Here is a 12,898-nt window from a genome sequence, read left to right as displayed (position 1 = left end):
TAATTGAAAACGGATCAACCCAATCAGGCCAGACCGGGGAACAGGGTAAACAGAATTACGGACAGGACCGTTGAGACAAGGATCGTGCAAGTGACGGTTATGAACATGGGGCCGTAAGAGCTTTTATAGGATTCTTTCGCGATTCCAAGAATGTTCAGATTGACCGTGCCGTTATTCGGCAGAGTCCCGCCGGCGTGAGCGGCGGTAAGTATTGTTCTGTGCAGCGCGCCCAAGGCAACGCCGTGCGCCGTATAGATAGGCGCGAACACCGGTCCGATGAGAGCCGCGCCGCCGGAAGCGGAAGCGCAGAGCGCGCCGATCAGGACGGAGCCGATCGCCGCAGAGATGAGGGGCGGCCCCGGAATGTTTGTGAGACCATTGATGATGGTATTCCATCCGGCGACCCCTTTTGCGACCGAGCCGACGGCGACAACGGAAGAAGTCGCGACCGCCGCGGTAACGGCATTCTGGATCGCCTCGGTCACCTGCTTCATCTCACCGTTCTTTTCGGTTCTGAACTTAAACATAAGCAGATAGGCAAGCACGGCGCCGAGGAACACTCCGAACTCGACCGGCATGACCGCCTTTCCGCCGCTTTTGATATTGATGATGACAAGAATGAAAATCAGGGGAAGCACCGCGGCCCAGCCGTTCGGAAGCCGGGCATCGTCCTCAAACTTGTCAAAATCTTTCGCGACAAAATGTTCTCCGGCGCCTTTTGCCTTTTTGACCAGGTAGTTCAGTACAAGAAAACTGATGAAAATTTCAAACACAACCACGACCATGCCGATCACGGCGCCCGCAGACAGCTGCGTGCCGATCGCGTTCGCGAGCGCGACGTTTGGCACCTGAGGGTTGTAGGGGCCGAAGCTGGACCATGTGCAGGTCCCCATGACGATTGCCGCGGGGATAAATCTTCTCGGGATATCCGCCGCTCTGTAAACCTCAAGCGCAATCGGGAAAATCGCAAAGCAAAGCACAAATCCCTGAATGCCGCCGTATGTCATAAGGCCGACCGCAAGCGGGATCGAAACCGCGGCAAACTTGGGCCCGGCTCCTTTAACGATCATCCTCGCAATGGACTTTGCTCCGTTTGTCGACTCATAAACCTTGCCGAGAAGGGCCCCCGACACAAAGACGAGGAAGTTGCTTTTCACAAAACCCACAAAGCCTTCCATATAATTTGTTCTTAAGGCGGTGCTGAGTCCGACGCCGCCGGTCAGCGCCATGATGACTGCTGCTATGATTGCCGAAACAAATATGTTTGTGCCCTTATAGATGAGAAAGCACATTAATATCAAGGCGGCAATGATACCGATAATACTTAACGCTTCCATCAGATTCCTCCATGATTCAGGACTTCGGTTGCACCGGCATCGACAAGTTCCTCAATCTGATCCTTCCCGTAACCTAATTCCGTCAGAATCTCCACCGTATGTTCGCCCAGGAGCGGAGCGTTTTTATGGGGAGCGGGTTCGCAGGCGCCGAACTTGACGGGCGTTCCGACCACGAGGTCTTCCTTCCCTTCGCGCGTGGTATATTTGTAAATAAAGCCGTTGTCCCAGGCCTGCGGATCGTTTGCCGTATCCTTAATATGATTAACCCTGTCGTGAGCGATGTCATTTTCCGTCAGAAGTTTGTCCCATTCGTCAAAATTCCTGGCGGCAAAAGCCGCGTCTAGAATATCGACGAACGCCTCCGCATTTTCCTTTCCCGCCGTTTCCGTGTTGAAACGCGGATCGTCGATCAGGTCTTCCCGTCCGATCATCCTGCACATGACAGGGAAATAGCGGTCGTAGATAACGGTCCCGAGCATGACCCAGGTGCCGTCTTTGCACTGATAGGTGTTGCGCAGGGGGCTGTCGGGTCTTTTGCGGGATTTCGGCCACGGATTGCCGTGGCAGACCGCCTGAAGAATTGCGGAATTGACCCACATTCCCTGTCCGTAAAGAGAGGTTATCACCTTCTCCCCCTTTCCGGTTACAGCCTGTTGGTAACAGGCCGCCGCGACACCAGCCGCGAGCGAACAGGCGGTTGTGAAGTCACCGAGAGCAAACGGAGGCGTCAGCGGCATTTCACCGTTTTCCGTCAGGTCGATCATGGCCCCGGAGCGAGCCCAGAATGCCACCGTGTCGAACCCGGCGTTATTCGCCGCGGCCCCGTTCAGGCCAAACCCAGTCAGCACCGCCCAGATGATCTTCGGATATTTCGCCGACATTTCCTCATAGCCCAGGCCGAGCTTATACAATGCTTTGATGCGGTAATTTGAGACAAAGACATTCGCCGTTGCCAGAAGCCGATCCATCGCCTCCCTGCCGCCCTCCGTTTTAAGGTTCAGGGGCAGCGAGCGCTTATTCGCGTTGATAAGCTCACAGTGCGGATTGTCGCCCTCATCGGCGCGCATTCCCAGGACTTTGCTGGTGTAGCGTCCGGCCTCGCCTTCGAGGGGCTCGATCTTGACGACGTCCGCCCCCCAGTCGGCAAGCATCTTGCAGGCAGCCGGACCGGCTCCATGCGTGCAGAAATCCACTACTCTGATTCCTTTCAATGGCTGATCAAACATATAAAAATCCTCCTCGTTTCTTTTTTAAAAGAAAGACAGATGCATCGGAATATTATCTGTTTTTAAATACGGGGGCCCTTTTCTCAAAGAACGATCGAACCCCCTCTTTGGCGTCCTGCGTTTCGGCCAGCTTTCCGTTTAATTCCGCTTCATAGACAAGACCGTCGGCAAGACTCATCGTCATGCCTTTGTTAACAAGCTCTTTGCAGGTTCTTACCGCGATCGGCGCATTGCTCAAAATAGAGCGCATCATCCTCTCCGCTTCATTCATCAGTTCTTCGGGTTCGACGACTTTATTGACAAGTCCGATGGCCTTTGCTTCGTCCGCTTTTACCTTTCTTCCGGTAAACAGCACTTCTTTCGCCATGCCCGTTCCGATCAGTCTTGGGAGTCTCTGGGTTCCGCCGTAACATGGGGCTACTCCCAAATGAACCTCGGGGAGAGCAAAGACAGCCTTCGAACTCGCGATCCTGATGTCGCAGGCAAGAGCCAGCTCGGTTCCCCCTCCCATTGCGAAACCGTTGACAGCCGCGATAATCGGTTTGCCGGCGGCTTCAAATTTGTCGAAGAGCCGGTGCGCCTGTGTAGACATGGCGACCGTTTCTTCCCCTTTTACGTCCACCCTGATCTCGGAGATATCGTTTCCGGAGATGAAAGACCTGCCTGTTCCCGTAATGATGACCCCGAGAATATCGCTGTCCGCCGCAATTTTGTCGATCGCGTCCTCGAGCTCCAGTTTTGTTTTCATTCTGAGAGCATTGAGCACCGCCGGCCTGTTAACCGTGATATACGCAACGCGGTCCTTTGCCTCAAAAAGAATGTCTTCGTATTCCACTGTTCTCACCCTTTCTCTGATAAGGATTATTGCTGATGCTGCTAACCACTTCAGTTTACAGCAATCTGTATGCCAAACAAGGTTTGAAAGAAAAAATCGTCCTTTCACAAGTATTCCTCTTTGCGCTTAGTGGATATTGTACAATCCACAGCCCGTCTCTTTGTTAAGTAATCTGCATCAAGTCAGAGCCGTCATTGTAGCATGGTTTGGGATGATACAAACTGTATCTCATGAGATGTTACATCGATACATGGAGATCTGTTTGAAATTAAAGGTTTGCCGTGCTATACTGAACCCAAGCTTCGATTGGGGGTGTTTTGTATTGGAAAAGAAACAGGAAAGATGGGAAAACCTTCATCATGATTTCAATTTAGTCAACCGCCTTCCCGAGCCATTGCTTTTCTTCTGGAAAAGATGTCTGGAAAAAGGAATCGACCCGGAAACCGATACTTTCAAAATCTATTCCGATGAGGATTTTAAAAAAATCAAAGACGAATCCATCAAAATTTATGCCTATTCGAACCGCTTCCTTCTGCAGATCACCCAATACCTTGTCAGTTCGGAAATCGGATTCGCCCTTTTCGACAGCAAGGGCTGCCTTCTGAAACTCTACGGAGGAAGCCATTTTCTGGACTGGTGTTCCAACCAGAAGATCAGGGTGAAAAGCAGCTGGAACGAGGATTCGATCGGCGCGAACGCGGTATCGATCGGCATTGAAACGAGAAAAGCGGTGTCCGTCGCCGGCAGTGAAAATTACTGCCGCGCCCTTTGCGGCACCGCGGTCTATTTCGCCCCTTTCATCCTGGACGACGACAAAACGCACGAAGCCATCCTGATGGGAGGCATCGCGCTCATCGCCCCCCGTGAAAAAAGCAACCCGGATTACCTGATGATGCCCGTCGCGGCGGCAAACGACGTCGCTCTGCATTTATATATGGGAAACAGCTTTTACGAGCTTCATTATACCGAATCAAAAGGACTCATATCCATCGATATAGATACTTTAAACGGAAAGCCCCACATTCTCTATCACAATTCACAGATTTTCAGCGTCCTCGACACTGCGTACTCAAACCTGTATTTCAGGGACGTTGACACGCTTTTTGATCCGCCGCCGAAAAACAAAGAATTCTGGGAGATTATAGCGCAGAATAAAAAAATAAGCTCCGAGGACATGGTCCTGAGCATCCGGGGCAGGGAGAGCAACTACACCGTCTCAACGGAGACATACTGGCAGGAGCATCTGAGATTCCGCGGGATCCGATTTTTCATCTCCACCTCAAAGAAAATTTCCTCCGGCATATCAAAACCTGTCGGCGACAACGCCTTTATTTCTTTCGACAACATTTTCGGCAACGACGGAAAATTCAAGAACTCTATCCGGATGGCAAAGATGATCGCGAAGAGTGACAGCAACGTTCTGATTTTGGGCGAAAGCGGCGTCGGAAAAGACATGTTCGCTCAGGCCATCCATAACGCCAGCGAAAGAAGGAATAAGCCCTTCATCGTTGTCAACTGCGCCGCGTTTCCGCACGACCTCATCACCAGCGAACTTTTCGGTTACGAAGAAGGCGCTTTTACCGGCGCGAAAAAATCCGGAAACATCGGCAAATTCGAGCTTGCCAACAACGGCACTATTTTTCTGGATGAAATCGGCGACATGCCGCTTGAGCTGCAGGCCACTCTCCTTCGGGTCATCGAGCAGAAAAGCTTTATGCGCATCGGCAGCAATGTGGTGACAAATGTCGATGTCAGAATTATCGCAGCGACAAATGCAAATCTGCAGCAATTGATCGACCAGAAAAAATTCCGGGCCGATCTGTATTACAGGCTGAGCACACTGCGTTTAAATATTCCTCCTCTTCGCGAAAGAGGAAATGATATTATTCTGCTGGCGGAACATTTTATCCATGCCGTGTCAAGGCGAACGCAAAAGCCGAACATCATGACGTTATCCGACGAAGCCAAAGCCCTTCTCTGCAGGCTTCCTTTGAAAGGAAATGTAAGGGAGCTGCAAAATCTGATAGAAGGGATTGTGCAACTGTATCCGATCGACGTCATCGAACCGATGCATATCAAAGAGTATCTCGGCCTCTCGGACGATTTCAGCTTTGACTCCAGTCCTACGGCAAGCAATAAAACCCAGGCGGAGGCTGAGGAAGCCCGGATTGTTTCCGCCGATGATCCCCCCGAAACGCCGGCGGCTTCAAAGGAAAAGATCAGTGAGGCACTCCGTCAGAATCTGTACAACAAAACCAATACGGCCAAATATTTGGGGATATCAAGAAAAACGCTTTACCGCTGGCTCAAGAATTACGGTCTGCTCAGTAAATAGCAACCCTCAAGCCCGGATTTCAATCGTAAACAAAAATCGCAGAAAATACACATACGGCCAAGGCGGGAGAATGCATTAAATGGAATTGCTGGACATCGTGGATGAGAACGGAACGCCTACGGGAAAAACGGTGACGCGCGAAGCCGCACACCGGTGCGGGATTCGTCACCGGACCTCCCATGTGTGGATTCTCAGAAAACACAACGGACAGACACAGGTATTGCTGCAGAAAAGGAGTCTGGACAAAGATTCCTATCCGGGCTGCTACGATATCTCGAGCGCCGGACATATCCCCTCCGGACAAGGCTTTCTGGAGTCGGCGCTGAGAGAATTGAAGGAAGAACTCGGAGTCGATGCGGCCGAAGAGGAACTCATCTATTGCGGGCGCCGTCAGTTCGAGTACCGTAAGATGTTTCACGGACAGGAATTTTGGGACAATCAGGTCAGCAATGTTTACGCGCTCTGGAGAGATCAGGAAGCCGGAGAGTTTACGGTGCAGAAATCGGAAGTGGATGACGTCCTGTGGATGGATTGGGACAGGTGCATCGACATGGTGAAAAACGGGAAAGCCCCGAACTGCATTCGGATTACGGAACTGGAGATGATCTCTTCCGCCGCGGTTGCGGGGACAGCGGCGGATTGACGTCAATGCCGGCTGAACGCTCTCGCCTTATTTAAAAAAAGCGGCTTTCTTTCAAACGCCGGTCTTTCGACCCTTTTGTTTGAGAGAAAACCGCTTTTTCCTGTTTTGGGATACAAACCGCCCGGGACTCAGAGTCTTTCTTCCCCATTCGCCCGGATGTGGTGAAGAATGCTGAAATCATCCAAAAGATCAAGATAAATCTTTCGATAGAGCCGATAGTAGGGAGCGTATGCCGCGTGCCGCAGCGGATCAGGTTCCTGAACCGCTTTCTGATGAATAATCCGGCCGCAGCCCTCTTCCACGGAAGAAAATACCCCGCAGCCCGTTCCGGCAAGAATGGCCGCTCCCAGCGCCGGGCCCTCGTCGGTTTGCAGTGTGTTCACGGGGCAGGAATACAGATCGGCAAGCATCTGCCTCCACAGACGGCTCCTTGCTCCGCCGCCGCACACCGTCATGCTGTCAATTTCGCAGTTCAGTTCGCGGAAAACATCCACGCACTCCAACTGGGAATAGGCAACCCCCTCCATGACGGCGCGGATCAGATGGGCGCGGGTATGAATCGCGGACAGGCCGAAAAAAACACCCCTGCAATCCGCGTTCGGATGCGGAGAACGCTCCCCCATCAGATACGGCAGATACAGAAGTCCGTCCGAACCGCAGGGAACGGCCTCCGCCTCCCGATCCATGAGAACATACGGATCAATCCGTTCCCCTTTCGCATCTGAAATTTCCTGTGCGCAGAACTGGTCCCGGAACCATTTGAGCGAAAGCCCCGCCGCCTGAGTGCAGCTCATCAGCGTCCACTTGCCGGGAATCGGAGCACAGAATGTGTGGATGCGTCCTTTGGGGTCGATGGAGGCCCGGTCGGCTATCGTATAAACCACACCCGAAGTCCCCAGAGTCGTAAACGCTTTTCCGGGCCCCACCACACCGGTCCCGACCGCGGCCGCAGAATTGTCCCCCGCCCCGCCGACCACAGGAGTCCCCTCCGGCAGACCGGTCAGTTCCGCCGCCGTCCGATGAACTCTGCCCGTTATTTCCGGCGATTCGTAAATCGTCGCCATCAGCGACCGGTCGATGTCAAGTTTTGAAAGGATTTCCTCCGACCAGCACCGGTTCGGGACGTCCATAAGCTGCATTCCGGCCGCGTCCGACACATCGGTGGCGAACTCCCCCGTCAGCCGGTACCGGATATAGTCTTTCGGCAGAAGAATGTGCGCGCACTTTTCGTAAATTTCCGGCTGGTTGTCTTTGACCCACAGAATTTTAGCCGCTGTGAAACCGGTCATGGCGGGGTTTGCGGTGATCTCCACCATCTTCCGCGGACCGATCAGGGTGTTCATCTTCTCACATTCCCGGTCCGTGCGCTGGTCGCACCAGATAATCGCCTTTCTCAGCGGATTCCCGTCCCGGTCCAGCATGACCAGGCCGTGCATCTGCCCGGAAAGCCCGATGCCGCGGATGTTCCCCGCCGGAACGCCGCTTTCGGAAAGGACCGAGCGGATCCCGTCGCGGACCGCGTTCCACCAGTCTTCCGGGTCCTGCTCCGCCCATCCGTTCTGCGGCTGGTAAAGCGCATATTCCAGCGTCTTTGACGCAACAGCCGTCCCTGAAGAATCAAACAGTACGGTCTTCGCCCCTGAAGTGCCCAGATCGGAACCAATTAAATACTCCATTTTATGCTCCTGAAAATCACTAGTCGATTTTAATAACCGCTTTTACAACATCCTGCTTATGGCTAATGACAAAATCAAACGCTTTTGCTGTTTCTTCAAACTCAAATTCGTGCGTAACAATCTGAGAAATATCTATGATCCCCGTTTCAACCGCCTGAATCGCCCGGGGATAGATGTTCCGATAGCGAAAAACGGAATGAATCTCCGCCTCCTTCGCCATGATTTTCGCGAAGTTATAGGGAATCACATCCTCCTGCGCCATGCCGACCAGGACGATTCTTCCTCCACGGCTGACCAGATACGGCGTCTGGGCAACGGTTTTGGCCGACCCCGCGGTTTCGATCACAATTTCCGTCCCCGCGCCTTCAGTGATTTTCTCCATCACTTCGCGCGCGTCTTCTTCGGCTGCGTTGATTACGCGGGTCGCACCCAGTTTTTGCGCAAATTCAAGCCGCTTCGGAATGACATCCACGACCGTAATATCCGCCGCTCCATGCGCTTTGCAGGCAAGCAGCGTCACCAGCCCGATGCATCCGGCCCCAAGGATCACGACCGACGATCCCAGACTGACATTTCCCTGCCTCGCCGCGTGAATTCCGACGGAAAGCGGTTCAATCAGCGCTCCCTCTTTCGTGCTGAAATTTTCGGGCAGACGAAAGCACATGTCTGCCGGATAAGCAATGTAGTTCATAAGGCAGCCCTGATAGGGAGGCGTCGCCAAAAATCTGACGCCGGGACAGAGATTATATCGGCCGGTTTTGCAGAAAATACACTTCCCGCAGGTGCGGCCCGGTTCCAGCGCGACCCTGTCGCCGGCTTTCAGGTGATTGACCTGACTGCCGGTCCCAATCACCGTGCCCGCGCACTCGTGCCCCAGGATAAAGTCCCCCTCCACAACAAAATCGCCGATTCTGCCATTTTCGTAGTAATGCACGTCGGACCCGCAAATCCCGGCATATTCCAGCTTGATCAAAACTTCGTCATCAGCCGGATCCGGAACGGGAATCTCCCGCATTTCCATCTTTTTCAATCCGGTCATGTAAAACGCTTTGTTTTCCATTTCTCCAGTGTATCCTCCAAATCAATAATAAGATCTTTTCAGGGGCCGTGATTGGTGTCGGATTCCACGCCGGCCCAGCGAATTTTTGCCCGGCAGGTTTCACTTTTCCAAACCTGCCGGACAAGAGCCGCCCCGGTTTGTGCGTGCTGTGATTCAATCGGCATTTCCTGAAGACGCCTGCTGAAAAACGGCTTAAACGGTTTACTTGATATCTCCCGTCTTCTTGTACATATCGATATACTGCTGGACATTGTCCTTTGTAATGAGCGGGCAGTCGATTCTTGTCTCGACCTTCTTTTCCTTGCCGGTCAGCAGGTCATGAGCGGTCGACATTATTTTTTCCGCCAGAGTGTAAGCGTTCTGCAGGCAGGTCGAGGTCATTTTGCCGTCCTGGATCAGCAGGCAGGCCTCTGCCGTGCCGTCGACGCCGTAGGCAAGGATCTTGGAGAAATTGGAGTTGCCCTTGACGGCTTCCAGCGCGCCCGCGCACATGTTGTCGTTCATGGAAATGATCGCGTCGATCTTGCTGTTGGACTGGATCCAGTCCTCCATGTAGTTCATGGCTTCATCCTTGTTCCAGTTGGCGATCTGCTCCCCGACGATCTTGACGTCCGGGCGCTTGTCAAAGAAAACTTCCTTCCACGCGACGCGCCTCTGATCGGCGTGAAAATTGCCGGAGGGTCCTTTTAAGACCACGACGTTTGCGTTTTTGGGGACTTCCTTGACGGCCCTCTCGGCGCTGACGGAAGCCTGCTTGTATGGGTCGGCGTCCACGAAAGACGCACCTTCGATTCCGGTGATCGCCGCATTTGTCGTGATGGCCTGGATTCCCGCCGCCACAACTTTTTCCACATAAGGTCTTTGGGCCTCTCCGTTGTTCGGTTGGACGACGATGCAGTCGAATTTGTTTGTGATGGCATTTTCGATCATGGTGTTTTCCTTGTCGTCGTTTGCTTCGCCGTCAAAAATTTCAAGCTGGACGTCGGAATATTTCTCCGCTTCGCTCTTCATGGCATTGGCCAGCCAGGCCGCGAAGGAATCGGATTGGGCCCTCGCCACAAAGGCGATCCGGTATTTGGCGGATGCCGCGGCGCTCGAGGCCGAAGCGGCGCCGGATGCGGCGGACTGCGCGTTCTGAGGCGCGCTGCCGGCGGTGGATGCGCTGGAACAGCCGCCCAGCGTAGCTGCAACCAGCAGCAGTGACAGGATCAGGGAAACTTGCCTTTTCATAAAAACTCCTCCTAATATGTAATAAATTGGATCAGCTTTCAGATTTTTCGGAAATATTCCCAAGGTGGCTTTTTACCCTGCGGTTTTTCGCCTGGATATCGTAGATCACGGCGACCGCAATGATCGCGCCGCGGACAATCTGCTGAATGTAGGAATCCACGCCGGAAAGGTTCATGATGTTGTCCAGGAAACCGACGATGAACGCGCCGGCGATGGTGCCTGAAGCCGTTCCGATGCCGCCCGTGAAGCTCGTTCCGCCGATGATCGTGGCGGTGATGGCCTGTGTTTCGTAATTCACGGCGCCGTTCGGAAGGCCGGCGTTCACGCGGGACATGAACAGGATGCCCGCAAGGCCGACCATCAGGCCGTTGACCATGAACGCGATGTATTTCTGCTTTTTCGTGTTGATCCCGGAGGCGATGGACGCCTCCTCATTGCCGCCGATGGCGAACATGGACCGTCCGAACGCCGTCTGGTTCAAAAGGTACCAGGTGATCGCCAGGGTAATCACGAGAAAGATCACCGGAATGGGGATTCCCATCACGGAACCCTGTCCGAAAACAGTGAAACGGTCAATCTTCAGAATATTCTGGCCCTTCGTGTAAAACAGCGCCAGCCCCCTGGCCATCGCCTGCATCGCCAGAGTCGCGATGAACGCGGGCGCCCTGAAAGACGCCACCATCACCGCGTTGACAAGGTTGCAGGCCACGCCGGTCAGCAGGCCGACCACAAAAGCCAGCAGCAGGGAGTGCGACGCCTTATAGGCGGAAACGGCGAACACGCCCGAAAGGGCGAGCACCGCCGAGTCGGAGAGGTCCAGCATTCCGCAGATGATCAGAATCGTCTGCCCGAAGGCCAGAATCGTGGTGACCGATATCTGCCGCGAAATATTGAGCAGGTTCCCGGAGGAAAGGAAATTTTCATTGGCAAAGGAACAAATCAGAAACAAGACCGCCAGAACCAGAAAAATGCTGTATTGTTTGGTCGCTTTCGACCAGGCGGACCGAAAATTACGCGCTTTGGTGATCACTGATGTTCACATCCTCTTTCAATATTCCGGTGGCATACTTCATGATAAGCTCCTGCGAAAAAGTATCCCGTCGGATTTCTCCCGTGATATTTCCCTGGTTCATGACATAGATCCTGTCGCACATGCCGATCAGCTCCGGCAGCTCGGAGGAAATCATAATGATAGCCCGGTTCTGTTTTACAAGCTGCGTCATCAGCTTGTAAATCTCGTACTTCGCGCCGACGTCGATCCCTCTGGTGGGTTCGTCGAGGATCAAAATCTTCGGGTCGCAGATGATCCATTTCGCAAGGATGACCTTTTGCTGGTTTCCCCCGCTCAGGGATTCGAGAGGGGTATCGAGCGTCGGGGTCTTCACCTGCATTTTTTCAAACATTTCGGACACGATTTTTGTTTCAAGGCGGGAATGCAGATGGGCATTTTTAAAAATGGAATCCAGCCTTGCCAGCGTGGTGTTTTCCTTGACGCTCCGCATCGGGATAATGCCGTATCTTCTGCGGTCCTCCGACAGCATCACGATTCCCTTCCGGATGCTGTCCTTCACGCTCCGGATCCGGATTTCCCTTCCGTCCACCTTCACCGTCCCGGAAAAAAGCGGGTCCAGGCCGTACAGCGCGCGCATCACTTCCGTCCGCCCGGCTCCCATCAGTCCGGCGAAGCCGACGATCTCTCCCGCGTTCACGTGAAAGGAAATATTCCGGAAAATGCCGCCGCTGAGGTTTTGCGCTTCCAGAACGCGCGGACCCTGAGCGATCTCCTCTTTGGGGTAGTTGCTGTCCAGTTTTCTTCCGACCATCATGGTGATGATCCTGTCGATATCCCATTCTTCGCTCGGGGCCGACCGGACCACCGCGCCGTCGCGCATCACCGTGATGTCATCCGCAATCTGGAAAATTTCGTCCAGTTTGTGAGATATGTAGATAATCGATACGCCCTGACGTTTCAGATTTCTGATCTTGTCGAATAAAACGGCGACTTCCTTGTTGGTGATGGCGGAGGTGGGCTCATCCATGATGATGATCTGAGCGTTATTGGAAACCGCCTTCAGGATCTCAAGCATCTGCACGTTTGAAACCGAAAGGTCCCTCAGCCTGGTCGCCGGAGAAAACGGAAGTTTCTCCTGTTCCAAAAGCGCCTTCGTCTGCTGCCGGATTTTCCCCCAGTCTATGCTCCCCATCCTGTTCTTCGGCCATTTGCCAAGAAACATGTTTTCCTCGACCGTCATCTCCGGAACATAGGCCAGCTCCTGGGGGATCATCGAAATGCCGTAACTGCCCGCCTGAATGGGGCTGTGGATTTTGACCGGCTGTTCATCAATGTAGATCTGTCCGGAGTCCGGCTGATAAATGCCGTTGATGATCTTCATCAGCGTAGATTTTCCGGCGCCGTTCTCCCCGCACAATACGTGGACCGTTCCCTTTCGCACGGTGAAATTGATCTGATCGAGCGCTTTTACCCCGGGAAAAGACTTATTGATATTGGAGACTCTCAATTTGACCGGCTGTTCCAATACAATCCCCCTCACTTGC

Annotated in this window: 11 protein-coding genes; 2 read left to right on the top strand and 9 right to left on the bottom strand. The window is 53.4% G+C overall.

Going from position 1 to position 12,898, the window contains the following annotated elements; translation table 11 throughout:
• Nucleotides 1–23: 23 nt before the first annotated feature.
• From VA597_RS05635 to VA597_RS05625, 3 genes are read right to left on the bottom strand one after another with little or no spacing between them, the layout of a single operon-like run.
• A complete protein-coding gene (locus VA597_RS05635) occupies nt 24–1,337 on the bottom strand; it encodes a GntP family permease (protein WP_128741830.1) in 1,314 nt (437 codons plus the stop codon).
• Nucleotides 1,337–2,563 carry a CaiB/BaiF CoA transferase family protein gene (locus VA597_RS05630; protein ID WP_128741829.1) on the bottom strand — a complete coding sequence of 409 codons (1,227 nt, stop codon included), beginning with the start codon at nt 2,561–2,563 and terminating at the stop codon, nt 1,337–1,339. The genes VA597_RS05635 and VA597_RS05630 overlap by 1 nt, the downstream gene beginning before the upstream one ends.
• Nucleotides 2,564–2,615: 52 nt before the next feature.
• A complete protein-coding gene (locus tag VA597_RS05625; protein WP_128741828.1) occupies nt 2,616–3,398 on the bottom strand; it encodes an enoyl-CoA hydratase/isomerase family protein in 783 nt (260 codons plus the stop codon).
• A gap of 322 nt (nt 3,399–3,720) precedes the next feature.
• On the opposite strand from VA597_RS05625, the gene VA597_RS05620 reads away from it, so the two are divergent.
• Together VA597_RS05620 and VA597_RS05615 are read left to right on the top strand one after the other, a co-directional pair.
• Entirely contained in the window at nt 3,721–5,733 is a 2,013-nt protein-coding gene (locus tag VA597_RS05620; protein WP_326975498.1) for a sigma-54 interaction domain-containing protein, read from the top strand.
• A 79-nt stretch (nt 5,734–5,812) separates the two neighbouring features.
• Nucleotides 5,813–6,376, top strand: coding sequence for an NUDIX hydrolase (locus VA597_RS05615; RefSeq protein ID WP_128741825.1), 564 nt, complete (start codon nt 5,813–5,815; stop codon nt 6,374–6,376).
• A gap of 128 nt (nt 6,377–6,504) precedes the next feature.
• Here VA597_RS05615 and xylB read toward each other — a convergent pair whose 3' ends face one another.
• Genes xylB through VA597_RS05585 form a run of 6 tightly spaced genes read right to left on the bottom strand, consistent with a single transcriptional unit; the run spans nt 6,505 to nt 12,879 of the window.
• Entirely contained in the window at nt 6,505–8,052 is a 1,548-nt protein-coding gene (xylB, locus tag VA597_RS05610) for a xylulokinase (RefSeq protein WP_128741824.1), read from the bottom strand.
• Nucleotides 8,053–8,071: 19 nt separating this feature from the next.
• Nucleotides 8,072–9,112, bottom strand: a complete 1,041-nt coding sequence (locus VA597_RS05605; RefSeq protein WP_128741823.1) for an NAD(P)-dependent alcohol dehydrogenase — start codon at nt 9,110–9,112, stop codon at nt 8,072–8,074.
• Between the two features lie 38 nt (nt 9,113–9,150).
• Complete coding sequence (locus tag VA597_RS05600; RefSeq protein ID WP_326975495.1) at nt 9,151–9,276, bottom strand: hypothetical protein; 126 nt, start codon at nt 9,274–9,276, stop codon at nt 9,151–9,153.
• 37 nt (nt 9,277–9,313) lie between these two features.
• Nucleotides 9,314–10,342: a sugar ABC transporter substrate-binding protein gene (locus VA597_RS05595; protein WP_128741822.1), complete on the bottom strand. Its 1,029-nt coding sequence runs from the start codon at nt 10,340–10,342 to the stop codon at nt 9,314–9,316.
• 31 nt (nt 10,343–10,373) lie between these two features.
• The gene (locus tag VA597_RS05590) at nt 10,374–11,372 is read right to left on the bottom strand and encodes an ABC transporter permease (protein ID WP_442861473.1); all 999 of its coding nucleotides are present in this window, start codon (nt 11,370–11,372) and stop codon (nt 10,374–10,376) included.
• Nucleotides 11,353–12,879 (bottom strand): sugar ABC transporter ATP-binding protein, encoded by a 1,527-nt coding sequence (locus tag VA597_RS05585; RefSeq protein WP_128741821.1) that lies wholly within the window; start codon nt 12,877–12,879, stop codon nt 11,353–11,355. Before VA597_RS05585 ends, VA597_RS05590 begins: the two co-directional genes overlap by 20 nt.
• Nucleotides 12,880–12,898 lie beyond the last annotated feature (19 nt).

Source organism: Caproicibacter sp. BJN0012, from assembly GCF_035986805.1.
Taxonomy (GTDB): domain Bacteria; phylum Bacillota; class Clostridia; order Oscillospirales; family Acutalibacteraceae; genus Caproicibacter.
Note: the sequence above shows the minus strand (reverse complement) of the source record. Positions and strands in the feature narration are given on the sequence as shown.